This window comes from Paraburkholderia bengalensis (assembly GCF_037126505.1).
In the GTDB taxonomy this organism is placed as follows: Bacteria; Pseudomonadota; Gammaproteobacteria; order Burkholderiales; family Burkholderiaceae; genus Paraburkholderia; species Paraburkholderia bengalensis.
The window spans coordinates 31,082-55,387 of record NZ_JACFYJ010000046.1 but is presented as its reverse complement, the minus strand read 5'-3'; the positions used below and the strand labels follow the sequence as shown (position 1 = coordinate 55,387).

Sequence of the window (24,306 nt, the reverse complement as noted above, 5' to 3'; positions counted from 1 at the left end):
CGGAACAAGGCGCGCCCTCCCCGTGTCAGCGTTGTGCATGCTCGAAGAGCCGCCACTATCGCGTTTTCGAAGCCGCCTGACAAACGATGATAAATTGCCCGATGACCCAGAAAATCTAATGACCGGACCATGCGACCCTATCTGCCTCTTAATGCGCTGCGCGCGTTCGAATCGTCGGCGCGGCATCTGAGCTTCACGCGCGCCGCGCTCGAACTGAACGTCACGCAGGCGGCCGTGAGCCAGCAGGTGCGCATGCTCGAGGAGCGGCTCGGCGCGACGCTCTTCAAGCGCCTGCCGCGCGGGCTCGCGATTACGGACGAAGGGCTCGCGCTGCGCCCCGTGCTGAGCGACGCGTTCGACCGCATCGAAGCCGTATTGCGGCAGTTCGAAGGCGGGCATTTTCACGAGGTGCTGACGGTCGGCGCGGTCGGCACGTTTGCCGTCGGTTGGCTAATGCCGCGCCTGAAGGCGTTTCACGACGCGCATCCGTTCGTCGAACTGCGCATGATGACGAACAACAACCTGGTCGATCTGGCCAGCGAAGGTCTCGATTTCGCGATCCGCTTCGGCGACGGCACATGGCCGGGCTCGCGCGCGCAAAAGCTGTTCGACGCGCCGCTATCCGTGCTGTGCGCGCCGGAGATCGCGCAACGCCTGGGCACGCCTGCCGATCTCGCAGGCGAAACGCTGCTGCGCTCCTATCGCGCGGACGACTGGGCAAGCTGGTTCGGCGCGGCGGGCCTCGCCCCGCGCACCGTGCGCGGCCCCGTGTTCGATTCGTCGCGGTTGATGGTGGAAGCCGCGATGCAGGGCGCGGGCGTCGCGCTCGCGCCGTCGGCGATGTTCGAACGCGATCTGTCGATGGGGCGGCTCGAGCGTCCGTTCGATATCGACGTGCAGGCGGGCAGCTACTGGCTCACCTGGCAAAAGGCGAAGCCCGCGACACCTGCGATGCGCGCGTTCAGCCAATGGATCATGGCGGAAGCCGAATGCACGGATGCACGCGACGACGCCCCGCTCAGAACCGATGCGCCAAACCCGTCACTGCAAGCGTCTGGCTCCTCCCGAGGCCCGACACCGTGACGCCCGGCCAGCTCATCGTCGACGTGCCGTTGTTCCGGATGTAGCCGGCGCGTGCATAGATCAAGGTCCGCTTCGACAGACTGTGCTCCGCGCCCAGCTGCACGCCCCACGCATTGTCATGCACGCCACGCGCGACGCGCTGGATGCCCGCGAGCTGGATGGCGTCGACCGCCGTGGCCTGGACGGTCGCGCCCGCCTCCATGACGCTGAACGGATGCGCTGCGTTGAGCCGCGCGGCGAGCGAGCCGGCGGGCGCATCCGCGGGGCGGTGATATACGTAGTTGAACGATAGATTCACGATGCCCACGCGATACGCGAGCGCACCCGTGAAGTGTTCCGTGGACAGCGACGGCAGCGCCGACGGCAAACCGGGAACTGTCTTCAGACCCGGATGCTGTTTCTGATACGCGAGGGCGGCGTACAGGCCGTACCCGGTGTACGTGACGGCGAGATCGAGCATATTGCCCGTCGTGGCCGGCAGCGGCTGCGTGACGCTCGCCGCGAGCGCATACATGCCCCACAACTGCACGCCGCCGACATTCGGGCTTTTGTACACCATCGCGTTGCTCGATCGGCCGCCGCCCGTCTGCACGGCGAACGTGTTGCGGTCCACCGCGGTCGCGGCAGCGGCGAGCGGCGACAGCACCTCGTTCGCGCGAAATGGATCGGTGGGATAGATCGCCCAGAACGTCGGCTGATACTGGCGGCCGAACGAGATCGAGCCGTACCTGTCGTGCGAAAGCCCGACCCATGCCTGACGATAGAACATCGCCGTCGAATCGACGAACGACGTCCCGTTGTTGATGTTGAAGCCGTTTTCGAGCGTGAAGACGGCTTTGACGCCGTTGCCAAGATCCTCGCTGCCTTTCAACCCGAAGTTCGAGCCGCTGCTGCCGCCGCTGCGCTGCGACCACGAACCCATTCCGCCGTTGTTCAGATACTGGACGAATACGTCGGCCAGACCGTACAACGTGACGCTGGTTTGCGCCTCGACGCCGCTCGCGGCGGCGAACAGCGCCGCGCCGACCATCATCCGCCTGCTGGAATGCATGTTGTCTCCCTTGTGTACGTCTGCCGGACGCGCGCGCTACTCAAAACGTCGGCAGCAGAACTGTTCGAATGCAATGCGCGGGCCGACGAAAGCGCAACACCTTACGTCGACCTTGCAGACGACAGTGTGCCCGGGAGGATAGCCGGAGAACCTACCCTAAAGGAGGGGGGAACAGCAGGCAGGGAAAAACAGCGGCGGCCCGCAGCAGGGCCGCGCCATGCGTGCCTGGTCGGAAGGTGCGGCGCAAGGCGCGGCGAACCGCGCCGGGCGATCACATTTCGGTCAGATGCGCGGCCGCCGGGGTCTCGCGCGGCTGGCCGCCGAGCTTGATCGGCGGCACCAGCATCACCGACAGGACGGCACCCGCGCAGATCACGAAGATCGACAGGAAGGTCAGATGCAGCGAGTGATGCAGCGCGGCGCGCACCATGTCGTTGCCTGCAAGCGACGCTTGCGCGGCGCCGGGCGTTGCGTCGAGCAGCGAGCGCAACTGTTCGGAGGTGATCGACATGCCCTTGAAATGGCTCAGGCCGAAGTTCAGCACCGCGCCGAAAATAGCCGCGCCGAGCGTGCTGCCCAGATTGCGCGAAAAGAGGTTCGAAGCGGTTGCAGAGCCTCGTTGCAGCGGCTGCACGATTTCCTGGATCAGCATCAGCGAGCTGACGCTGACCATGCCCATGCCGAGGCCCATCACGAGCGAGCCGACGCCCGCCAGCACGGGCGAGCTCTGCGGATTGAGCACGGCGAACGGCACGGCGCCGAGCGGCAGAAAAAAGCTGCCGCCCACCAGCATGCGCCGCAGCCCGAGACGATGGAGCGATCTCGCGGCAAAAGTCGCGCCCGACGGCCAGCCGACCATCATCATCGTCAGCGCGAGGCCCGCGACGACGGGCGACTGATGCAGCACGCCCTGCACGTACATCGGCAGAAATGTGGTGAGGCCCATCAGCGCCATGCCCGACAGCACGGTCGCGGCGTTACACGCGGCGATGGGCCGGTGGCTCCACAGCGAAAACGAGATCATCGGCTCCTGCACGCGGCGCTCGTGCCAGGCGAACAGCGCGCCCGACACCACGAAGAGCGCGACTTCGAACAGCGCGCGGCCGTCGTTTTCCGAGCCGGCGTCGGTGAGCGCCATCATCAGCGCGCCGATCGCGATGGTGAACAGCACCGCACCGAGCATGTCGATCGAGGGACGCTGATGACGCTTCTCTTCATGCAGATACGAGACGAAGCCGCACGCGGCAAGCAGGCCAATGGGCACGTTGATCCAGAAGATCCACGACCACGACAGATCGCGGATCAGCAGGCCCCCCGCCATCGGTCCGATCACGGCGGAAATGGCCCAGACGCTTGCGAGGTAACCCTGGATCTTGCCGCGCTCGCGGGCGGGATAGAGGTCGCCGACGATGGTCAGCGTCACCGGCTGGATCGCGCCCGCGCCGATACCCTGAATCAGCCGGAACACGATCATGGCCGGCATCGACCACGCGAAGCCCGCACCGAGCGAGCCGATCAGGAAAATCGCAATGCCCACCAGCACGGTCGGCTTGCGGCCATACAGGTCGGCGAGCTTGCCGAACACGACGGTCATCGCCGTCTGCGCGAGCAGGAACGATGAAAAGACCCAGCTATACAGGCGCAAGCCGCCGAGCTGCGTGACGATCTGCGGCATGGCCGTGGAGACGATGGTGGCCTCGATGGCCACCATCGCCATCGACGCCATCACCGACGCGATGACGAGATGGCGCTTCGTCTGAGGGTGGTTCGACATGGGGAGATTTCGTTGTGTACGGCGCGCGATGGGTTGCAAACCCGCTTGCAGACCTATTTGCAGGCCCGTTTGCAAGCCCATGCGCAGCCGGCGCGCAAACCCGGCTGGCTTCTTGCGTTTCGACGTGCATTTCGACGCAGCCAGGCGACGCGCCCAAAGAATTGTATGCTAGCGCTTAATTCGCGCCCTTGCACTTGGTTGTGCGTGCATCCACGCTGCCCGAATGGATTTCCGCCCCGGCGAAAGCGCACGGAAAGCTCAGTCAGCCAATGCCGCGAGCGTGCGCGCCAGCGCCTGCGCACCCGGCATGTCGAGGCGCAGCGACGCGTACGCGCTGCGCTTCACGTCGTCGGGCAAGGTCCAGTCCCATTTCTCGTTGTCGATGTTGCCGATCGCGCGCAGCGCGTCGGCGATTTGCGCGGGCGTCGATACGGCGATGCGCTGCAGCGTGTCCTTCAGCGATTGCGCGCCCGCCATGCGCACGCTCACGAGCGGCCCCAGATTCCATGCGTCGAGTCCTTCGGCGCGCAGCAGCATGACGAGGGCATCGTTGATCCAGTCGCCCGACCAGGTCGCGAGTATCGTGTTGCCGCCGTGTCTGAACACCGAGCGCGTAGCCAGTTCGTTCGACGCGAAATACCGCCGCGCCTCTTCGAGCAGCTCGCGGCCCGTGGTGTCGAGAAACACGACGGGCGCGCCATCCTTCAGCACGTTGAACATCTCGCGGCGCACTTCGTCGTGCACGAGCGAGCCGCCGCCGTCGAACACGGGCGGCACGCCGCCCTGGTCGGCTGTCACGTAGACGGTTTTCTTGCCCGCGTCGACTTCCTGCACACGCCAGCGCTGGCCGCCGAACACGAGGCCCTGCCCGGCCGTCAGCGGCCGCGCGACGGGCAGCGAACCGAGCACCTTCGCGCCCGCGACGATGCGAAACTCGTCGTCGGCGCTGAAGGACGCGTAGAACTCGTAGTGATTGACGAGCCGCTCGCCCGCCACGCCGTGCAGCAGCAGTCCGCCCGCTTCCTGCACGAGCAGATCCTTCGCGCCCAGGCTGCGCAGGATCGCGGCGAAACTGGGCTTGTCGATTGCGCCGAACGGGCCTTGTGCGACGAGCGTGTCCCACAGCTCGCCCGCATGCGCGCCGCCGCGCTCGGCGACGATCGACAGGATCTGCTGCACGAGCGTCGACGGATGCATGCCGCCCGCGCGCGGCGGCTCGAACCAGCCGCGCAGCAGCAGATTCACCATCGCCACCGACTGCACGAGACTCTCGCGCAGCCGGTCCGACAGATCGGAGCCACTGTGCAGTTCCGCTTCGACGCAGTAGCCGCGCAAGATCGCGGCCTCGCCTTTCCGGCGCCCGGAGCGTCCGAGCCGCTGACGCAAGCTCGCCACGGACGGCGGCGCGCCGACCTGCACGACGCTCTTCACCGCGCCGATGTCGATGCCGAGTTCGAGCGTCGTCGTGCAGACGGCGCTCGCGGGCCGGTCGCCCGCCTTCAGCGCCTGCTCGGTCTGCTCGCGCAACTCCTTCGACAGGCTGCCGTGGTGCGGCCAGAACTCGTTCGGATAGCCGTCGCGCTCGCACGCGCGGCGCAGCAGGTCGGCGTACAGCTCGACCTGGCGGCGGCTGTTCGGAAAGATCAGATTGTTCGAGCCGCGCAGCACCTTGACCATGTGATTCGCGACTTCGACGGTGCTCAGCGGCACCATGTCTTCGAGTCCGGGTTGTTCGATGTCAGGTTCGAACTGGATGCGCGGCGGCTTCTCGACGTAGCCCTTGATGAGGATCTTGAGTTCCTGCCCCGTGTTGCCCGATTCGATGATCTGCACATCCTGCGCGCCTCGCGGGCGCAGAAATTCCGCGGCGAGCCGCATGTCGCCGAGCGTCGCCGACAGCCCGACGCGCGGCACGCGTCGGCCGCACGCGCGATCGACGCGCTGCATCAGCGACTGCAGTTGCATGCCGCGCTCGGAACCGATGAACGCATGCAGTTCGTCGACGACCACATAGCGCAGCGCGGCAAACGTGTCCGCGAGCGCGGCGCCGCGCGTGACGAACATCGCTTCGAGCGATTCGGGCGTGATCAGCAGCACGCCCGTGGGCTTTTTCAGGAAGCGCTGCTTGCGGCCCGACGACACGTCGCCGTGCCACCCCGTCACGGGAATGTCGAGCGATGCGCACAGGTTGTCGAGCCGCTGCCACTGATCGTTGATCAGCGCCTTCAGGGGACTGATGTACAGCACGCAGCCGCTGCACGGCTCGTCGCGCAGCAGGTTAGAAAGAACCGGCAGAAATGCGGCCTCCGTCTTGCCCGCCGCCGTCGCTGCCGCGATGATCGCGTCGCGTTTGGCGTCCAGCAACACCGGGACGGCGCGTTCCTGCGCATCGCGCAACTCGGTCCAGCCTTCGCGCCAGATCCAGCGGCGAATGCGCTCGTCGAGCAGGTCGAAGCTGCGCGAATCAGTTGAGCCGGAAGCTGGCGAGCTCATCGTCGCTGTCGGAAGCGGCGTCGCTGACGATGTCCGCCGCGCCGCCCGTGTCGCGCTCGATCTCCATGCTGCCGATCAGCGCGCGCCAATCCGCCGACGGGTTCTGCTCCAGCACGGCCAGAAAGTTGATGAACGCGGTGATCGTCGTGCGCGGCGTGCGAAAGTACGCGTCGCCCAGACGCGTCGCGCAATGCGCCATGAAGGCGGGAATCGCTTCCTCGGGCACGAGCGCCTTGTTCGCGTCGCCGAACGCGTACACGAGGCGCAGCTTGTCGAGCAGCACGTAGAAGTCTTCCGGCGTGAGCGCGGCGAGGCGGATCACGGGGCCGCTGTAATCGACGAGGCCATCCGTCGCAAATGCGTTTTCGGCCAGACGCGACTGCAGCGCCGCATAGCTGTACAGGCCGCGCCGCGTGTCGAGCAGAAACTCGGGCGTGCCGCCGAGCACGAAGCCGAGCCCTTCGGCCGTGCCTTGCAGCGAGTCGTTGAGAATGCGCAAAAGCTGCTCGTAGTTCGCGTTGCGCGCCTGCACGTTGGCGAGCTTGTACAGGTTCACCATTTCGTCGAGGCACACCATCAGGCCGCTGTAGCCCGCGAGGCGCACGAAACGGCCCAGCAGCTTCAGCTGGTCGTACATGTTCGCGTCGTCGACGATGGTGCGCACGCCGAGCGCCTGGCGCGCGTCGGTGCGCGTGGCGAATTCGCCGCGCAGCCAGCGCACGGCGTCGCTCTTGAGCTTCTCGTTGCCTTCCTCGAAGCCGCGGCAATACGCGGCGATCACGTCGGCGAAGTCGTAGCCGTTGACCATCTCCGTCAATTGCGACAACTGCGCGCGGATCAGGTCGTCGCTCGCGCGGCCCGTCGCTTTGGCTTCCGTCTTGGCCTGGCCGATGAACTTCTCGACCACGCCGGACAGCGCGCCGCCTTCGGGCTTGGTGCGCGTCGCCATGTTCTTCACGAGTTCCGCGTACAGCGAGCGCGCCTGGCCGCCCGACGCGTGCAGCCGCCGGTCGGGATTCAGGTCGCCGTGCACGGTGACGAGCTTTTTCTCGAGCGCGATCGCGCGCACGAGGTTCAGGAAGAACGTCTTGCCCGCACCGTACTCGCCGACGACGATGCGAAACCCCGAGCCGCCGTCCGCCACGCGCTCGACGTCCGTCAGCATGGCTTCGAGTTCGCGTGCGCGCCCGACCTGGATCAGATGTTGCCCGATGCGCGGCACGACGCCGGCACGCAGGGATTGCAGGACCGCGTCGCGGTCCCTGGGGCGAATCGTTGTCATGCAGCCAACCTCTGTGCGACTTCCTGATTGATTTCGACGGGATCATCACCGTCCGTGAGCGGCTCGTCCCAATGATCGAGCGAGGCCTCGTTCACCTGTTCGATCGCGCCGTCCAGCATCAGTTCGAGATGCGACGCGGCATCGGCGAGCTCGGCGCGCGTCCACGATGCGCGTGTCACCAGCAGGCGCAGGAAGGACGAATGCGCGTCGTCGAGCCCGAGCAGCGCTTCAGGTGCATCCGTCGGCCCTTCCGGCATGGCCGCTTCGCGCGTCGGCGGCGCTTGCTGCGCGAGCGTCACCGCCTCTCCGGCAGCCGCCGGTTCAGCCGGCAGGACGTCCTGTTGCGCGGCGTGCGCAACCGTCTGTCGAACCGTCTGTCGTTCATGCGCCGACACAGGCGCCGACACCGGCGCCGACACCGGCGCGGGCGCGGGCGCCTCGTGCGCTTCCTCGACGAACACGTCGGCCAGCATCGACGACACGCGCGCCGTCTCTTCCTTCAGCGCGGCGATGCGGGCGGCGTCGAGCACGAATTCGTGCTTCGCAGCCGCGCGCTGTGGCGCGCCCTTGTGCTCGCTGATGTGCTCGCTGATGTGCTCGCTTCTGCTTGCCTTCGTGCCGGCCTTCGCGCTGCTATCCGGAACGGGCGCCCCGCTCGCATGCTGGTGCAGATCGGTGTACAGGCGCTGCGAATCGATGCCGAGCAGCCGGTAGACTTTTTCGAGCAACCGAACCTCCTCGCGCGACACAACGCCGTCCGCGTTCGCCGTATGCACGAGGAACGACGCGATGGTCGCCTTCACGTCCGGCGACAGCGGCGCGAGCTTCTTTTTCAGGCCGGCGCTGGCCGTGGGCTGCGCAAGCTGCACGCGATTGCGCGCCTTGAGCCGCGTGCGCTGCGCCTGCGACAGATGCGGCCACGCATCGATCTGCCACTCGATCACGGCCCGCTCGCGCTGCGTGGCGTCGCCGTCCGCACGCGCCACCGTTGCCGCGAGATCGACGATGATGGTCGCGACCTCGTATGCGTCGTCGACGGATAGCGGATTCGGGCCAGGCTCGGCCGCAAATAGCGCGACGGCGTCGGTCGGCTTCGGCGTGCGCGCGCCCAACCGCACGTCAGGCTCGATCGCGATGCCCGCCGCCGCCAGCGCCGTGACGAACACGACGGCCTTGTCGCGCGTCATCTTGCCGCCCGAGCCGAAACGCGCCAGCACCGCGCCGAACGTGCTGACGGCCGTTTCGTGCGCGACGTCGGCGCGAGCGAGCCGATGGCATCGTGCGTGGCCTGCGGCCACAGGCCCGGCGGCAACGTCAGCGTGGCTTCCAGCGTGCCCTGCGCTTCCGGATAGCGGCCCAGATAGCGGCTGTACGCATCGAGCGCGGCGGCGCTTTCGTGCATCAGCAGTTGCAGCTTGTTGCGCGTGCCGTTGACGGCGGCGATGTCGGGCAGACCGACGAGAAAGCCCGGCACGGGCACGCTTTTCAGCGCGCGAAACGACGGCTGCGGCGATGCGTCAAGCTTCGTCCGGTTCTGCGGCAACAGCATGCCCGCGCCGAAGCGGTCGCGGTACTGACGCATGAACACACGGTCGAATTCTTCGGGGCAACGCGCGACAGCCGTGCGCCGCACCATCATCGGATCGAGCTTGACCCAGGCGAGCGCCCAGTCGGCCGGCAGCGGATGCTGGTCGAGCGCCGCCTGTCCGAACGCGACGCGCACGTTCAGCGGCACCTGATACCCCGTGGCGAGCCCGTCGGGCGCCGGCTGCAGATACATCCGCGTGTGCCGCGACGCCATCAGCGCCACCGAATCGAGGAGCCCTCGCACGTGCTTTTGCCAGCCGTAGTTGGCATCCAGATTGAGCAGGCGCCGCAATTCCCGCGCGATCGCGTCGAATTCGTCGGCGCCGACCTTGCCCGCCGCGCCGTCGACGAGCACGCGCCGCTCCAGTCCGTACAGATAGAAGAACAGGTAGCCCGCGTTGATGTCCGATTTCTTGCGCTCGGAGGCCAGCCATTCGAGATACGCGCGGCGCTGCTCCGGCGTGAGCGCGCCATAGCTGAGCGCGACGCTGCCGAGTCCGGCCGCCGGGTCGGCGGCTTCGCGGGCGAGGTCGAAGCGCGCATCGAGCACGCACGCCTCGATCGAATCGGCGTGAGAGCGCCAGCACGTCGCCCGTGTAGAAAAAGCCTCCCGCGATCGTGAGATCGTGGATATCGACGCGCTCGCCCGGCCTCACCCAGCGCGCGGCCACGCGCGCAGCCGTGCGCGCGCCGCCCGGCGCGTGGCCGATGCGATAGGCGTCGGCGGCAGCGCCCGCCGTGCTGATCGATACCATCGGCTCGTCTTCGTATGAGCCGGGAGAACTTGTCATGAAATAGTCTGGCTCCTTCGAGCCCTGTGATATCCGGAAGAAAACCGCGACGCGGCATATGACGCAACCCCGCCACGCCAAGCGCCCGACTTGGGCCGCCGGCGAGGACACGCACCGACGCGGTTCGAACTGCGCCCCCGACAGGCGGTGCGAAGCGCAACGTGTCGTTCGATGCAAGCTTCAGGGAAACATCGGGGAAACATCGGGAAAACCAGCGGAACCCGCACTAGCCGGCCCCCAAGGCGGGCGCCGCAGCGACGGGAAGTGCCCAGTGCACCCGCCCGTCCGGCGCAGGGACGGCCGACGCCAGCCATGCAGGCATCGCGCCGATGACGACGGCTGCGCCCTCCCGATACTGCTTCGCCCGGCTCGTTGCTCTCCCGTCCGCACCGCCCTAAATCCGTTGTCCATCGCGGCCGCGACCTTTGATTATATGTTCTTTTCCGGGATCGCTCCCGCGGCGCCAAAACGGTTCCGCGTAGCCGACGCGACTGCCCGACAGCGCGTTCGGTACCGCCTTGTTTTGCGCAAAGCTTACAGACGACTTGGTGCGCGAGCGCACCATCCGGCCCTAACTAATTCGCATATTTTGCAAGCTCTTTTTGCTAACTGGGGTTACACTCAAGCCCATGCCACGCGCGCGCGGAATCGCGCTTGCGCGCCGCAGAATCGGAAGTCCGACGCGTTACGTTCGACTTTCGCACCGTCTCTCAGGTTCTGGACGGCCCTCGGAATGCCAGAACCTATTCACGCCAGCGGAAGCTGGCGTCTTTTTGTGCGCGGCCGGAGGGACACATTCTGTCCCGCCGCGACCACACCTTGCGCGCCCTGCACGCTTTGCGCACGTTGTGTTACCGGTGCCGGCGCTGCGCCCGACCCGGCCAGCGCGATCGGGCGACGCCGCACCGTGGCGTAGGTGGCGAGCGCGAGTCCGCACCAGATCAGCCCGTATCCCGTCAGGTCGATGGCCGTCAGCCGTTCGTGGAAAACCGTCAGCGCGAGGATGAACGTGACGGTCGGCGTCACGTACTGCATCACGGCCGACTCCGTCAGCGACACGAGCGGCATCGCGTACGCATAGAGCGCGAGCGGCACGACCGTCAGCGGGCCGGCGAGCATCATCAGCACGGCCGCGTCGATGCCCGCCGACGCGAACGCCAGTGAATGCCGCGACGCGAGAAATCCGAAATAGCCGAGCGCGAGCGGCATCATCACGACCGTCTCGCGCCACGTGCTGACGATCGCATTGCGCGTCGGCCAAACCTTGCGGACCAGACCGAGCAGCGAGAACGTCAGGGTCAGCATCACCGCGAACATGGGCAGACCGCCGTGCGCAACGCACTGCACGATGGTGCCCGCAAGGCCGAGCGCCAACGCCGCCGCTTTCAGGCCGTTGAGCCGTTCCTTGAGAAAGAGGATGCCGAGCGCAGCCGACATCAGCGGATTCAGGAAATAGCCGAGGCTCGCCTGCAGCGCATTGCCCGAGACGGACGCGAGGATATACACGACCCAGTTCCCCGACAGCAGGATTGCCGGCAGCAGCGCCAGCGCGAACGTGCGCCAGCCGCCGATTTGCCGCCGCAGCGCGGGCTTGAGCGCAATCACGGCCGACAGCAGTGCAAACGACCAGAACACGCGATGCGCGAGCATCTCCGGCGCGCTCACTGCCTTCAGATGCCAGTAGTACAGCGGCATCAAGCCCCACCAGCACAGCGCGACAAGCAGCGCGGCATAGCCCGGGCCCTCTTTCTGTTTTTGATCGTTAGGGTTCATGGCTGTAGCGCCTCGTCGAGTCGATCCATCAGAAGTTCCACTTCGTTCATGCCGAAGATCAACGGCGGCGACAGGCGCAGCGAATCCGGCGAAGCGGAATTCGGCATGGCCAGCACGCCGCCGTCGATCAGATCGAGCCATATGTCCGACATGCGCTTGTTCGTCGCGGCGCCGGGCGTGAGGCTCAGCGCGAGCCCCTTGCCGTGCACGCTCAGGCGCGGGCCGAAGCGTTGCGCCAGCTGCGCGCGATCAGTTCGCCCATCGCGGCCGCGTTCTCGACGAGACGTCCGCTCTCGACGAGTTCGAGCACGATCAGCCCGCACTGCATCGCGAGCCGGTTGCCGCCGAACGTCGAGCCCTGCACTTTCGCCTTGCCGGGTGCGCCGAACACGGCGTCGAAGTCGCCGTCGTTCATCAGCACGGCCGACAGCGGCACGAGGCCGCCCGTCAGTCCCTTCGAGACGGCGACCATGTCGGGCACGGCGCCGCCCGTCGTGCCGTCCATGCCGATCGCGTCGAAGCCGAACCAGCTGCCTGTGCGGCCGAGCCCGCAATAGACTTCGTCGGCGATCAGCTTCGTGCCCGTCGAGCGGCACAGCGCGGCGAGCCGCGCCGACGTCCGCGCCGTCCAGTGCTGCGCCGACGACGAGCCCGCCACCGGCTCGAACACGACGGCCGCCACCTTGCGGCTCGACAGCAGGTCTTCGAGCGCTGCGAAGCTGGCGGCGTCGACGTGATGGACGTTGCCAGGTTTCCACGGCAGCGCTTCCGTCCAGAATGGATTGCCCGTCATGAACGACGAGAACATCGACAGGCCATGAAACGAGCCGTGAAACGCGACGACGTCGGTGCGCGCGGTGGCCGTCATCGCGAACTTCACCGCGCTTTCGACCGCCTCCGCGCCCGTCGTCGCGAAGAACACTTTCTGGAAGCGCTGGCCGCTGAGCGCGAGCAGCTTGCTGGCGAGCGCGAGTTGCGATTGCGCGCACTCGAACGGGAACACGTTCACCGACGTGTGCTGCAGGGCATGCGCGAAACGCGCGAGCAACGGCGCATGCGCATGCCCGAGATTCGCGGTGCCGAAACCCGCGAGGCAATCGAGCAGCACGCGGCCGTCCGGCGTTTCGATGTAGCAGCCGTTGCCGCGCGCGCCCGTCATGTCGAGGCCCGCATCGTCGAGAAACGTCTCCCAGTACGGATTGACGGGATCGAAGCGCGAGCCGTGCGCCGCATCGCCGTCAGGCGCGCGTTCAGACTTCAAGCGCCCTCCTGCCGTTGCGGATGCCATGAAACTGGAGCCGCGTCTGATCACCATAGAAGAACGCGACGCTCTCCAGTTGCCGCATGTTCACTTCGAGGATGAAAAGCGCGGCTTCCAGGCTGTAGCGCTGCTGCTGCGCGCTCACGTGCGACACGTCGGCGAGGAACAGTCGCGACAGGCTCGGATGATTCAGTTCGTCGTTCGTCTCGCTGTGCTTCGCGACGACGTCGCCCGCATGCAGCGCGTTTTCGACGAGCGAGGCGATGTGCTCGTGCACGGGACTGTGCTGGTCGCGCAAGCCTTCCGTGACCATGATCGACGCGAAGAACGCAGTGGGCAGACGCTGCGCGAGCACCGTGTAAGCGTCGATATATAGCGCCGTCAGCGGCAGCGGCACGGACGCGCGCACGTCGGCTTCGCGCATGCCGAGCGCGACGCAGGTGGCAAGCTCGAACGCTTCATGACCGTACTCTTCCTGAAAGTACTGGAAGAGCCGCGCGCGCAGATTGCGCTTCAGACGCCGCGACAGCAGCGGCCCGAGAATCTCGACGAAGCGGTTGGTGACGTGGTACTGCTCGATGTACAGGCCCTTCACGAGCGGCGTGATCGCGTTGCTCGCGAGCGCGGCCGCTGAGTAGCCGTTGTTGCCGAGCTGATCGAGCGCCCTCAGCAGCAGACGCTCCGCGCGCGCCGCGAGCGCGAGGCCGCTGCACGGTTCGCTCAAACCCTTCGTCTGCGCGGACGTCATGCGCCTGCCGACGCGCAGCGGCGCGATTTCGACGAAATGCGCAAACGACAGCAGATATGTTTCGAGATCGACGGGATCGAGTGATGCGATGTCGCGCAGGCGGTCGGACGTGGAATCGCGCGTCATGGTCGTGGACGTTGTGACCGTCGCGAGATGCCCGCCGGCGTGCCGGGACACTTCGCGCAACACCTGCTGCCACGCGACAATGAGCGGCGGCGCATGACGGCGCGCGTATGAGATCTGGAAATGCAGTGCCTGCAGCGCGAAGTTGCCGGCGAAAGGCGCGCGCGCTTCGTCCGCGTCCGCGTCCGCGTCTGCGTCTTCGTCCGAGAACGGGAACGCCTGTGTCGTTGCGTCGTGGTCGTCCGCTTCGCTCGCGAGCATCCTGTCGACGAGATCGAGCACGCCGCGATACATCTGCACCCGCCGCCCGACGACAGCGCCAAGACGCCGCCCCACGTCGTCGCACAGCGCGATGGCTTGCTGCGCCTCGCGCGCGACGCTGTCGATGCCGGCATCCGTCTCCTCGATCAGCGACAGCGCATCGAGCTGCACCGTCAGCGCGCGGACCCACGCGGGGCAGGCGCCCGCGCCGAGCTTCACCCAGATGTCGGACGAAGGCCGCATTAGCTGGGCAACCACGTCTGCCACTTCGCCACCGCCGATACCTTCGAACGACAGATCGACGATCGTCGCGCTGCCGATCGTCAGGCGCCCGTCGCCCGGCGACATCTCGCACGGCACCAGCGCCGGCCGCGTGTATCGATCGATATCCCAGCGTTCCATGACGGCTCTCAGGCGAAGATGCGCGGTTTGACGATGGACTGTTTGCCGTAGTGATCGAGAATCTGGTTCTCTTGCAGCACCATCGTTTCGATGGCCAGCATGAGGTGCTTTTTCACCGTCATCTGTTCTTCCGGCGAGACTGACTCGATTTCGGCAAGCAGGCTGAGCGAAATGTCGTCGTGATCGAACTCGTCGTTGATCGACGCGTGACGGACGATCGGACGCCAGAAGCCTTCGGGGATGCGCGTCTCGCGGCAATAGTTCGCGAGTTCGATGTGAAAGCTCGCGCTCGGCTGCTCGAACAGGAACAGCAGCGACTTGAAGCTCAACGGGTGCTGCCGCGCGTACACGCCCAGCGACGCACACAGCGCGAACGTCGCGGGCAACGGCACCAGATGCTCGAGGTTGTCGGTGCGGATGGAAACGGCTTGCAGCGACTGACGCAGCATGTCGTCGTGATTCAGCTCCGAGGCGAGAAAGCCTTGCAGCAGCTTCTGCACCTTGACGGGCCCCGCATGCGCGAGCGCGGGCGCGATCAGCCCAGGCGCCTCGCGCACGATGTAGAAGTATTCGAGCGCATAGCCGATCAGCGCGCTCCTTGGCAGCGTACGGTCGCATAGCCCCTGATAGAGCCGCGACTTCGAGTTCGCTTCGACCGTGTCGGCGGCGAATTTTCTGAGCCGGTGATAAAACTCGACGCCCGACAAACAGCCTTTCGGCTCGGCGAACGCGCTCTCCGTCAACAGGCCGAGGCGATCGAACTCCTCGATCAGCCCGTCGATTTCCGGAGCGAGCTCGGGATGGCGGCGCTTGAGCTCCGGGATCGACGTGTCGCCGCGTCTGAGCGAATCGACGAACGCTTTCAGCGCGCCCTGCCCGTCGGTTTCGACGGAACATGACTGCTCGCGATAGTCCAGCGTCAGCCCGTCGTCGTCCTCGATCATCTGCACGCCGGCGCGAAAGCGCGGCGCGGCGAAAAGGTCTGCTGCTGTCGTGGCCCGCATCACGCTTCTCCCTCGACATCGAGCTTGCGCAATAGCATCGGCGACGTCGAATAGTGTTCCCAGATGCCCGCGTAGAACTGGTCGTATAGCTCGATGAACAGGTGCGTCTGCGCGCGCATGCGTTGCACGTCGGCTTCGTTAATCGCGGGAATGCGCGCGAAGATCTTGCGCGTGAGGCTGCCGTGGCCGCCGTTCAGATTGATGTCCGAATGCGCCTTCACGGGCTTGAGCAGCACGGGATCGACGCCGATCCGGTACGCCGCGTCGAGGAAGGAATCCTGCTTGATGTCCTTGCCTTCGAGAATGCCGAGCGTCGAGAAGAAGAACAGCGGATCGCTGTGCGCCCAGAATGCGAGCGCGTTGCACAGCGCCATCGTCTGCGGCAGCGGCACCGTGCGCGCGAGGTCTTCGCGCGTGACACCGAGCGTTCCCAGCGACTTGAGCAGCAGTTCGTCGTGACCGTACTCTTCTGCGTAGAACTCGTTCATCGCGAGCCGCACGCCCGTATTCGCGACATACGACAAAACGGGCGCGTCGAAATAGCTTTCGCGGAACAGGAAGTGATAGTTCTCCACGATCATGCCGTGGACCACGTTCAGGGGAATATCGTCGCGTGCGCCCGCCGACGTGCACTTCTCCCAGAACACGTTCGCATAGAGCGTGCGATACAGCAGTTCGTTGGCGAGGTCTTCGAGTTCGAGCAGCACGTCGAGGCCGCTGCGGGCGAGCGCCGGCTTCACCGCGCGCACCAGTTGCAGCTCCTTCAGACGGTCGAACACTTGCTGTTCATAAGCCGAATGGCGCACGAGCACGTCTTGCGCCTTCAGACCCGAGCGCAGTGCGCGGATGAGGGGCGCCGCGTCGTCACCTTCGGCGGACGCCGGAAATTCATATTGATGCTCGTCGTCTTCGATGACGAGCGAAGGCGACGTGCTGAGACACCTTCCCGCCAGCACAAACGCTTGAGGTTCAAAAATGTCGTCGACCACGAGAGCCTCCGTTCGCGGCCGGCACGCGACGATGCCGGCCAGGTTCATTACAGATGAACGGGAATCAGCACCGGGCGCGCCTTGCGCGGCTTGACCACGACCGTGATCTTCCTGTCTTCCTGCCTGGCGGTTTGCGACTGCGTCTGAGCTTGTTGTTGTGGCGGGACTTGTTGAACCTGCGTTTGCGTCGTCATTGCGATTCTCCTTCGGTTGGCATTAACTTTGCACTGCTTAACAAGCTGTCCACCAAAGTGGCCAGTCCTTCACACCTGGAGCCAGAAACCCAACTCGTGTGGCGCGCAGCATCGCCGCCGCCGTGGCCGCGGGCGATGAGCGCAACAGGCAATCGTGTAGCCCCGTTATCCGTCGTCAATGTCGACCGGGGCGCGGCTTCCACAGCCCGGTTCCGGTTCGCTCAGACGGTGTGTTTTCCAGCCGATGCCGCTCTTCGCCTCCCAATGCGGTCATGCGCGCTGTGGTCGAATGCGTGCCCGAGTGTCGCACTCGAGGCCGCGGCCAGACTCTGCCGACGTGCAAAAGGGAGCGCTCCCGCGATGGGGAGCGCACCTCAAGGTCGATTCAGCCTGGGCGGTCCGGTTGGATTCTCGTTATCGCCGCTCTTCGATGTTGCTCTCAGGTTCTGCTCTCTCAGGTTCTGCTGGGACGCGTCTTTTGCACGCCCTCGGAAAATTTCTCGCTGCACAATTCCGCTTTTGCGATTCCGGACAAAGTGTTCGTTCTTTTTTCACAGTGTCCGCCGAAATTGTCTAATCTTATATAAACCACTGATTTCACACGTATTAGCGCGGACAATCCGGACAAACAAACTCGCTCGTTGGGCCTATTGTTCCGGTAAACTGCCGGGACTGGAATGAACACTTTTAATCAATTTGCGTGAAGTGTTCGGCGAACTTGGCTGAACACTTTGTCCGCAATCAGGTTTGATGAGACCCGCGCGCGGGCGCAAGCCAGCGCTCGGTACAGGGAGGCGAATGAAGATCACCCTCGACGTCGCGACCTCCACGCCGCTGACGGAACAGATCGTCGGACAGGTCGAAGCGCTGATTCTGTCGCGCGAACTGCGCGTCGGCATGCGGTTGCCGTCCATCCGCAAATTCGCGGCGGAGCACAACATCAGCCGCTTTCCCGTGATCGAGGCGTACGACCGTCTCGCCACGCGCGGCCTGCTGCAGCCCAAGCACGGCTCCGGCTACTACGTGGCTGAACAGTTCGACAAGGCGCCGCGCGCCACGCGCGGGCTGGATGCGATTCGCTCGACGCCCGAGTCCGACCAGATCCTCAGGCAATTCGAGCGGCCGGACGAAGTGCTCAACCTCTCGATCGGCTTCATTCCCGAGGCGTGGCGCGACGTCGAAGGCATCGCGCAGGCGATCCGCGAGGCTTCGCGCAAGGACGCGCGCAGTCTGATCGACTACGCGATTCCGCAAGGCGACCCCGTGCTGCGGCTGCAGATCGAGCAGCGTCTCTCGTTCGTCGGCGTGGCGGCGGAGCCGCAGAACATCATGGTGACCAACAGCGCGAGCGAGGCGCTCGACCTCGTCGTGCGGATGCTGCTCAAGCCGGGCGACACCGTGTTCGTCGAAGATCCCGGCTATTTCAACCTGTTCGGGCTGCTCAAGCTACAGGGGATGGAACTGGTCGGCGTACCGCGCCTGTCGACGGGACCCGACGTCGATGCCGTCGAGGCGCTCCTCAGGCAGCACCGGCCCAAGCTCTTTTTCATCAACACGGTCTTTCACAACCCGACGGGCACGAACGTCGCGCCGCACGTCGGCTTCCGGCTGCTGCAGCTTGCGCAGGAGCACGACTTCATGATCGTCGAGGACGACGTCTACGCGGATTTCCAGGCCATTCCGACGCAGCGCCTCGCGTCGCTCGACCGGCTCAGGCGCGTGGTCTATATCGGCGGATTTTCGAAGAGTCTGTCGTCGTCGCTGCGGCTCGGCTATATCGCCGCCGAAGCGGCCCTCGTCAAGCATTTCGTCGAAGTCAAGGCGCTGACGAGCCTGGGCGGCACGCGCTTTAGCGAGCGCGTCGTCGCCGCGCTGCTCGAGCGCGGCACCTATCGCAAGCATCTGGAGCGGCTGCGGCGTCGCGTGAACGGCGCGATTTCAACGGCCGTCGAACTGCTCGCGCATCTGGGCTGGGAAGTGTTCGACGAGCCGTGCGGCGGCACGCTGCTGTGGGCGCGCGTGCCAAGCGTGCCGAACTCCGACGTGTTCGTCGCCGAAGCGGCGCGGGCGGGGATCACCGTGCAGCCGGGCAGCTACTATCGGCCGCACGGCGAGCCGACGCCCTGGGTGCGCTTTAACACGGCGTATCTCGACAACGAGCGCGCAGTGGGATTTCTGCGGCGAGCGGCGGAACTGGGCGAGTGAGAAGCGCCGCACACGGTCGGTTATCAGCCCACCGCTAACCTCGGGCCGTTGAGCACAGACCGCTGAACACAGACCGTCGAGTCAGGCGTGACGGGGAAACGGCGGGCGGACGATTCAGCCGCCCTTCTGCCGCGCGAGCCGCGCGCGCGCATCGCCGAGATTCTCGAAGCGGTCGTCTTCGTCGTTAAACACGGCGATGCGTCCGTGTCCGATGTCGTAGACCCAGCCCTGAATGTCGAGGCGCTTTTGCGCGAGCCGCCCTGCGACGGACGGATGCGTGCGCAGATGCATCAGCTGCAGCCGGATGTTCTCTTCGACGAGCGCCTGCACGAGGTGCTCGCTGTCGACGTTGCGCGCCTGCACGACGCTGCGCGCCGTCTCGGCGTTGCGCAGCCACGCATTGACGGTCGGCATGTCTTCCGCCGTCATGGGCGCCGTGCCCGCGAGGCCGCGCATCGCGCCGCAGTCGCTGTGCCCGCACACCACGATCTGCCGCACGTTCAGCGCCAGCACGGCATATTCGACGACGGCCGACACGCCGCCCAGCATCTCCCCGTAAGCCGGAACGATATTGCCGATATTGCGGCAGACGAACAGTTCGCCCGGATGCGTCTGGGTAATCATTTCCGGCGACACGCGCGAATCGGCGCAGGTGATGAACAGCGTGTGCGGCGCCTGCCCTTGCGCAAGGCTTTCGAACAGCGCCTGATTGGAAGGGAACACTTCGTCGCTGAACTGTTCGACGCCGTCCAGCAGATGCAGCAGGTCCGACCTCGCAGGATCACGAAGCCGACTGATGTTGAGCATATCGTCCGACATGGGGCCGTCTCCCTTCGCAGCGCATCTGAATGTGATGGATGAAGGAGTGTACGACGGGAATGCGTCAGCAGGCGCTCATGCGTCACGCCGAGTCGCCCGGACTACCGCTCGCGCAGCACGGCTGCACGATGAACGCGCGACCTGCACGCGCCATAAAAGAAGCCCCGGCCGGACGTGATCTGAGCGGCGCGGGGCTCGACAAAAGCTCGCCTGTTCTCAAGAGGCAAGCTCACGTTACGCGCGTCAAAAAAGCTGGGCAACCGAAAAAAACCCCGGGCGCCGGGTGGCGGCGACCGGGGGAAGCTCTCTCGCGCGCGACGGGTTCACATCGCGCACGGTCACCACTCTATCGGCTCGTGCGACGCGGATTAAGCCGTCGTGAGGAAACACTCCTTTCCGGGGCGCGCAATGCGCGTCGGCACGTCAGCGGCAACGCTTCGCGCGAGGCGTCACCGGGCGTGGCGGCGCCGCAACTGCGCAGCCGCATCGTCATTTCACGCGCGGCCTCGCGGGATGCACGCGCGCCGCGCATTCCCCGCACACGCCCTGCAACGCGAGCGTCTTGCCGACAAGATGCAAGCCGAACTTCTTCGCGATCACGACGCGCCTGTGGTCGATCGTCGGGTCGGAAAATTCTTCGACGCGGCCGCACACGACGCACACGAGATGATCGTGCGCCCTGCCCGTGTTCAGTTCGTACAGACTGTGATGCTTGCCGAGCGGGACGTTCGCGACAAAACCGGCCTCGACCAGCTGATTGAGCACGCGATAGGTGGTCGAGAGATTCATGCGGTCGCCGTCGGCGGCGATACGCCGGTGAATCTCCTCGGCGCTGAAATGGCCGTGCTCCGCGCGCCGCAGATAGTCGAGCACGGCGACCTGCGCCGCCGTGCCTGGCAGGCCGGCGCGCCGGAGCGCATCGAGAATACGTGTCGGGGAGGAGGAACGAGGCGGCATGCGCGGCCGTTCTGGATCGAATCGTTGGGGACCGGCTTTCAGCCTATGACATCGGCACGAAGTTTTCCGGAACCTAGTTGATTGCGATTCGCATTCGACAGAATGGCCACACACGCGCGAACGAGTGCGTGGCGCAGCGGGACAACTCAGCGCGAACGGCGCCGTCCGGCAGCATCGCCGCGACGCCTGGCCGCATGTTCGGCGGGTTGCAGCACGGCGTCCTTGTGCCATGCGCCGCGCCGGTTGCGCACGAGTTCGGCCGCTTGCCACGAAGCCAGCGCAAGACAGCCGAACACCACTTCGCGCATGCGCTTGACGAGCGCAAGCGATAGCGCCGTCTGCTCGTCGACGCCGAACATCCGCGCAAGCAGCACGACGACGGCTTCCTGCACGCCGACGCCCGACGGCACGAAGAACGCTGCATGGCGTGCCGCCTGCGTGAGCGCCTCGACGGCGAGCGCGCCGCCTGGCGACACAGGATGCCCGAGCATCCACAGCGCGAGGTACACCTCGGACGCGCCGACGGCATACCCGGCGAATTGCCAGATGAACGCGCGCAGCAGCAGAGGCGGCTCGCGCAAGAGCGCATCGATGGCGGCGTCGAGCCGCGCGCCGCCGATGCGCCCGACATCCCAATGCGCGCTGACGGGCAGCCGCGCGCACCAGCGTTCGATGGCATGAAACAGCCCGCCACGCCGCAGCAGCACGAACACGACGACAGGCAGCGGCACGGACAGCAGCAACGCCGCGCCGATCGTCACGAGCAGATCGTCGTGTCCCGTCTGCGCGACGATCAGCACGAGTCCGAGCGCGGCGAACACATACTGGACGGCGAGCGTCACCAGCACCTCGACGATCACCGAGGCGGCGACCACGCCCGTGTCGTCGAGCCGCCAGCGCGCCAGCCGCACGCCGACGATCTCGCCGCCGATGCTCGCCACGGGCAAGAGCCTGCTAACGGCCTCGCGCACCGTCGCGACCCACCACAGATACGCGAGCGACACGCGCTTGCCGAGCAGCACCCACCACGCCTGCGCATCGAGCAGCAGCGGCAGCGCGTGCAGCGGCACGAGCCACAGCAGCGCGAAGCCCGCCGAACGGATGGCGTGCAGCACGTCGCCCACGCCGCCATGCAGCGCGAGCGCGATCAGCACCGCGATGCCCGCGGGAAGGCCCAGCCATTTGAGCCACTTCATCATTCGTAAATGCGTTGCGCGAACACATCGGCGAAACCGCCCGTGATCGCGCCGCTCGCGGCAATCGCCGCGGCGACGCGCGCGGACAGCAGCGCGTCGAGTTCGTCGCTGTGCCGATAGGTCTGCATTGTCGGCGTGATCGGTTCCGCGCCCGCCACGGCGGGATGACTGTAGACTTCGCCGACGCCGTCCGGCAGCCGCGCGAGCGCGTCGAGCAGCGCGGCTTCGTCGAGGTGTCCTGTCTGCGACAGGCCGATCACATAGTCGTTATGTGCGATCCCTGCATTATCCAGTTGCTTGCGCATGCGCGCCATCCAGGGCCTGATCCAGCGCGGCGCGCCCGCTTCGTACGGCAGCCGCATCGCCTGCAGTCCGTAGTCGCGGCCCACCTCGATGATCAGCGCCAGCACCGTCGGATGCAGATGAAAATGCTTGTGCGTGTTCACGTGATCGAGCTTGAGCCCCGTGCGCGCGAACGCCTGGAACTGCGCGCGGATCTCCGCCTTCAGTTGCCGGCGAACTTCGGGCAGCAGAAAAAAGCGAAAGCCGTCGCGCACCATCCGGTCGCCGAGCCGCCCGTGCCGGTTGACGAGCGCGGGCACGAGATGGGTTGCGAGCATCGGCGCGCCATCGGCGAGCACGATATGCAAGCCGACGCGCAGCGTGGGATTGCGCTGCGCGCGGCGCACGGCGTCGAGCGCCGCGGGCGCCGACACCATCAGGCTCGCCGCCGTCAGCACGCCGTTCTGATGCGCGCGCTCGACGGCCTCGTTGATCCGCAGATGCAGCCCGAAGTCGTCGGCCGTCACGATCAGCGCGCGTCGCGGCTTGTGCGTCGCGTCTTGCGACGAGGCTCGCGGCGAACTTCGTGTCATGCCTCGTGAGCCCGCAGGAAGCGGAAGAATTCGACGCCTTCGCGCAGGCGCCGCTTCATCATTTCCCAGCTCACCAGCATTTCGCGGACGATTTCCCAGATTTTCGACGGCCGGAAATAGAACTGCCGGTAGAACTGCTCGAGATGGTGATAGATCTCTTCGCGCGACAGGTGCGCATAGCCGATCGCCGCGAGCTGGACGCCTTCCTTGCTCACCAGGTTGATCACCTTGTTCTCTTCGAGCCAGCCGTTCTCGACGGCCTGCTTGTAGAGCGTCGTGCCGGGATACGGCGCGGCGAGCGACACCTGAATGGTGTGCGGATTGATTTCCTTCGCGTACTCGATGGTCTTCTGGATCGTCTCTTTCGTTTCACCGGGCAAACCGAGAATGAAGGTGCCGTGTATCTTGATGCCGAGCTTGCGGCAGTCTTCGGAGAAACGCCGCGCGATGTCGGTGCGCAAGCCCTTCTTGATGTTCAGCAGGATCTGGTCATCGCCCGATTCGTAGCCGACCAGCAGCAGGCGCAGGCCGTTTTCCTTCATGATCTTGAGCGTCGAATACGGCACGTTCGCCTTCGCGTTGCACGACCACGTAACGCCGAGCTTGCCGAGCCCGCGCGCGATTTCTTCGACGCGCGGCTTGAAGTCGGTGAACGTGTCGTCGTCGAACATGATCTCCTTCACTTCGGGCATGTTGTCGCGAATCCACTTCACTTCTTCGAGCACGTTCTCGACGGAGCGCGTCCGATAGCGATGCCCGCCCACCGTCTGCGGCCACAGGCAGAACGTGCAGCGCGAGCGGCAGCCGCGCCCCGTGTAGATCGACACGTACGGGTGCTTCAGATAGCCGATGAAGTAGTTGTCGATCTTCAGGTCGCGCTTGTAGACAGGCGCGACGAACGGCAGCTCGTCCATGTTCTCGAGGATGGGCCGCGCTTCGTTGTGTTCGATCGAGCCGTCGGCGGCGCGATAGCTCAGGCCCTTGATCTGCGCGAACGGCAGACCTTGCGCGATCTCCATGCAGGTGAAATCGAACTCTTCGCGGCAGACGAAATCGATCGCGTCGCTCGCCGTCAGCGAGTTGTGCGGATCGACGGCCACCTTCGCGCCGACCATGCCGACCAGCACATTCGGCGCACGCTCTTTCAGGTGCTCGGCGAACAGCGCGTCGGTCGGAAACGACGGCGTGCTCGTGTGGATCACGACGAGGTCGTATTCCTGCGCGATCGCGAGCGACGCGTCGACGGACAGGCCGTCGGCGGGCGCGTCGAGCACGCGGCTGCCCGGCACGAGGGCAGCCGGCTGCGCGAGCCACGTCGGATACCAGAACGAGCGGATCTCGCGCTTGGCCTGATAGCGCGACCCCGCGCCGCCGTCGAATCCGTCATACGACGGCGCCTGCAAGAACAAAGTCTTCTTCATGTTCGCATTTCCACGAG

At 65.8% G+C, this 24,306-nt stretch carries 20 protein-coding genes; 2 read left to right on the top strand and 18 right to left on the bottom strand.

Annotation, left to right across the window (positions count from 1 at the left end; genetic code table 11):
* Nucleotides 1-129 precede the first annotated feature (129 nt).
* On the top strand, nucleotides 130-1,083 hold the full coding sequence (locus H3V53_RS24665; RefSeq protein ID WP_336600198.1) for a LysR family transcriptional regulator: 954 nt from the start codon (nucleotides 130-132) through the stop codon (nucleotides 1,081-1,083).
* On the opposite strand, the gene H3V53_RS24660 is transcribed toward H3V53_RS24665, so the two are convergent.
* The 13 genes from H3V53_RS24660 to H3V53_RS24600 form a co-directional block, all read right to left on the bottom strand.
* Nucleotides 1,019-2,134, bottom strand: coding sequence for a porin (locus H3V53_RS24660; protein ID WP_336600197.1), 1,116 nt, complete (start codon nucleotides 2,132-2,134; stop codon nucleotides 1,019-1,021). The genes H3V53_RS24665 and H3V53_RS24660 overlap by 65 nt on opposite strands.
* 271 nt (nucleotides 2,135-2,405) lie before the next feature.
* Nucleotides 2,406-3,908, bottom strand: a complete 1,503-nt coding sequence (locus H3V53_RS24655; protein ID WP_336600196.1) for an MDR family MFS transporter — start codon at nucleotides 3,906-3,908, stop codon at nucleotides 2,406-2,408.
* Nucleotides 3,909-4,166: 258 nt separating this feature from the next.
* Nucleotides 4,167-6,401: a DEAD/DEAH box helicase gene (locus H3V53_RS24650; RefSeq protein ID WP_336600195.1), complete on the bottom strand. Its 2,235-nt coding sequence runs from the start codon at nucleotides 6,399-6,401 to the stop codon at nucleotides 4,167-4,169.
* Nucleotides 6,373-7,683 (bottom strand): ATP-binding protein, encoded by a 1,311-nt coding sequence (locus H3V53_RS24645; RefSeq protein ID WP_336600194.1) that lies wholly within the window; start codon nucleotides 7,681-7,683, stop codon nucleotides 6,373-6,375. The genes H3V53_RS24650 and H3V53_RS24645 overlap by 29 nt, the downstream gene beginning before the upstream one ends.
* Entirely contained in the window at nucleotides 7,680-8,981 is a 1,302-nt protein-coding gene (locus tag H3V53_RS24640; protein WP_336600193.1) for a tellurite resistance TerB family protein, read from the bottom strand. The genes H3V53_RS24645 and H3V53_RS24640 overlap by 4 nt, the downstream gene beginning before the upstream one ends.
* Complete coding sequence (locus H3V53_RS24635; RefSeq protein WP_336600192.1) at nucleotides 8,867-9,820, bottom strand: TerB N-terminal domain-containing protein; 954 nt, start codon at nucleotides 9,818-9,820, stop codon at nucleotides 8,867-8,869. Before H3V53_RS24635 ends, H3V53_RS24640 begins: the two co-directional genes overlap by 115 nt.
* A 988-nt stretch (nucleotides 9,821-10,808) precedes the next feature.
* Nucleotides 10,809-11,834 carry an EamA family transporter RarD gene (gene rarD, locus H3V53_RS24630; RefSeq protein WP_336600191.1) on the bottom strand — a complete coding sequence of 342 codons (1,026 nt, stop codon included), beginning with the start codon at nucleotides 11,832-11,834 and terminating at the stop codon, nucleotides 10,809-10,811.
* Complete coding sequence (locus tag H3V53_RS24625) at nucleotides 11,831-12,043, bottom strand: hypothetical protein (RefSeq protein WP_336600190.1); 213 nt, start codon at nucleotides 12,041-12,043, stop codon at nucleotides 11,831-11,833. Before H3V53_RS24625 ends, rarD begins: the two co-directional genes overlap by 4 nt.
* A 2-nt stretch (nucleotides 12,044-12,045) precedes the next feature.
* Nucleotides 12,046-13,095: an aminotransferase class III-fold pyridoxal phosphate-dependent enzyme gene (locus H3V53_RS24620; protein ID WP_336600189.1), complete on the bottom strand. Its 1,050-nt coding sequence runs from the start codon at nucleotides 13,093-13,095 to the stop codon at nucleotides 12,046-12,048.
* Nucleotides 13,085-14,629, bottom strand: coding sequence for an iron-containing redox enzyme family protein (locus H3V53_RS24615; RefSeq protein WP_336600188.1), 1,545 nt, complete (start codon nucleotides 14,627-14,629; stop codon nucleotides 13,085-13,087). The genes H3V53_RS24620 and H3V53_RS24615 overlap by 11 nt, the downstream gene beginning before the upstream one ends.
* 8 nt (nucleotides 14,630-14,637) lie before the next feature.
* Nucleotides 14,638-15,633, bottom strand: coding sequence for a heme oxygenase-like domain-containing protein (locus H3V53_RS24610; RefSeq protein WP_336600187.1), 996 nt, complete (start codon nucleotides 15,631-15,633; stop codon nucleotides 14,638-14,640).
* Nucleotides 15,633-16,622 carry an iron-containing redox enzyme family protein gene (locus H3V53_RS24605; protein WP_336600186.1) on the bottom strand — a complete coding sequence of 330 codons (990 nt, stop codon included), beginning with the start codon at nucleotides 16,620-16,622 and terminating at the stop codon, nucleotides 15,633-15,635. The genes H3V53_RS24610 and H3V53_RS24605 overlap by 1 nt, the downstream gene beginning before the upstream one ends.
* A 47-nt stretch (nucleotides 16,623-16,669) precedes the next feature.
* Nucleotides 16,670-16,816, bottom strand: a complete 147-nt coding sequence (locus H3V53_RS24600; protein WP_336600185.1) for a hypothetical protein — start codon at nucleotides 16,814-16,816, stop codon at nucleotides 16,670-16,672.
* A gap of 798 nt (nucleotides 16,817-17,614) precedes the next feature.
* Here H3V53_RS24600 and H3V53_RS24595 point away from each other — a divergent pair.
* Nucleotides 17,615-19,021 (top strand): aminotransferase-like domain-containing protein, encoded by a 1,407-nt coding sequence (locus H3V53_RS24595; protein WP_336600184.1) that lies wholly within the window; start codon nucleotides 17,615-17,617, stop codon nucleotides 19,019-19,021.
* Nucleotides 19,022-19,135: 114 nt separating this feature from the next.
* On the opposite strand, the gene H3V53_RS24590 is transcribed toward H3V53_RS24595, so the two are convergent.
* The 5 genes from H3V53_RS24590 to hpnJ all read right to left on the bottom strand — a co-directional run bounded on the left by H3V53_RS24590 (nucleotide 19,136) and on the right by hpnJ (nucleotide 24,289).
* Entirely contained in the window at nucleotides 19,136-19,840 is a 705-nt protein-coding gene (locus H3V53_RS24590) for a carbonic anhydrase (protein WP_336600183.1), read from the bottom strand.
* Between the two features lie 489 nt (nucleotides 19,841-20,329).
* The gene (locus H3V53_RS24585; protein WP_336600182.1) at nucleotides 20,330-20,797 is read right to left on the bottom strand and encodes a Fur family transcriptional regulator; all 468 of its coding nucleotides are present in this window, start codon (nucleotides 20,795-20,797) and stop codon (nucleotides 20,330-20,332) included.
* 146 nt (nucleotides 20,798-20,943) lie between these two features.
* On the bottom strand, nucleotides 20,944-21,996 hold the full coding sequence (locus H3V53_RS24580; protein WP_336600181.1) for a lysylphosphatidylglycerol synthase domain-containing protein: 1,053 nt from the start codon (nucleotides 21,994-21,996) through the stop codon (nucleotides 20,944-20,946).
* Nucleotides 21,993-22,868: a hopanoid biosynthesis-associated protein HpnK gene (gene hpnK / locus H3V53_RS24575; protein WP_336600180.1), complete on the bottom strand. Its 876-nt coding sequence runs from the start codon at nucleotides 22,866-22,868 to the stop codon at nucleotides 21,993-21,995. The genes H3V53_RS24580 and hpnK overlap by 4 nt, the downstream gene beginning before the upstream one ends.
* Nucleotides 22,865-24,289: a hopanoid biosynthesis associated radical SAM protein HpnJ gene (gene hpnJ, locus H3V53_RS24570; RefSeq protein WP_336600179.1), complete on the bottom strand. Its 1,425-nt coding sequence runs from the start codon at nucleotides 24,287-24,289 to the stop codon at nucleotides 22,865-22,867. Before hpnJ ends, hpnK begins: the two co-directional genes overlap by 4 nt.
* Nucleotides 24,290-24,306: the final 17 nt, after the last annotated feature.

Coding starts and splice junctions, on each gene's coding strand:
- H3V53_RS24665 (WP_336600198.1), top strand. CDS start 130: ATGCGACCCTATCTGCCTCTTAATGCGCTGCGCGCGTTCGAATCGTCG.
- H3V53_RS24660 (WP_336600197.1), bottom strand. CDS start 2,134: ATGCATTCCAGCAGGCGGATGATGGTCGGCGCGGCGCTGTTCGCCGCC.
- H3V53_RS24655 (WP_336600196.1), bottom strand. CDS start 3,908: ATGTCGAACCACCCTCAGACGAAGCGCCATCTCGTCATCGCGTCGGTG.
- H3V53_RS24650 (WP_336600195.1), bottom strand. CDS start 6,401: ATGAGCTCGCCAGCTTCCGGCTCAACTGATTCGCGCAGCTTCGACCTG.
- H3V53_RS24645 (WP_336600194.1), bottom strand. CDS start 7,683: ATGACAACGATTCGCCCCAGGGACCGCGACGCGGTCCTGCAATCCCTG.
- rarD (WP_336600191.1), bottom strand. CDS start 11,834: ATGAACCCTAACGATCAAAAACAGAAAGAGGGCCCGGGCTATGCCGCG.
- H3V53_RS24615 (WP_336600188.1), bottom strand. CDS start 14,629: ATGGAACGCTGGGATATCGATCGATACACGCGGCCGGCGCTGGTGCCG.
- H3V53_RS24610 (WP_336600187.1), bottom strand. CDS start 15,633: ATGCGGGCCACGACAGCAGCAGACCTTTTCGCCGCGCCGCGCTTTCGC.
- H3V53_RS24600 (WP_336600185.1), bottom strand. CDS start 16,816: ATGACGACGCAAACGCAGGTTCAACAAGTCCCGCCACAACAACAAGCT.
- H3V53_RS24595 (WP_336600184.1), top strand. CDS start 17,615: ATGAAGATCACCCTCGACGTCGCGACCTCCACGCCGCTGACGGAACAG.
- H3V53_RS24590 (WP_336600183.1), bottom strand. CDS start 19,840: ATGTCGGACGATATGCTCAACATCAGTCGGCTTCGTGATCCTGCGAGG.
- H3V53_RS24585 (WP_336600182.1), bottom strand. CDS start 20,797: ATGCCGCCTCGTTCCTCCTCCCCGACACGTATTCTCGATGCGCTCCGG.
- H3V53_RS24580 (WP_336600181.1), bottom strand. CDS start 21,996: ATGATGAAGTGGCTCAAATGGCTGGGCCTTCCCGCGGGCATCGCGGTG.
- hpnK (WP_336600180.1), bottom strand. CDS start 22,868: ATGACACGAAGTTCGCCGCGAGCCTCGTCGCAAGACGCGACGCACAAG.
- hpnJ (WP_336600179.1), bottom strand. CDS start 24,289: ATGAAGAAGACTTTGTTCTTGCAGGCGCCGTCGTATGACGGATTCGAC.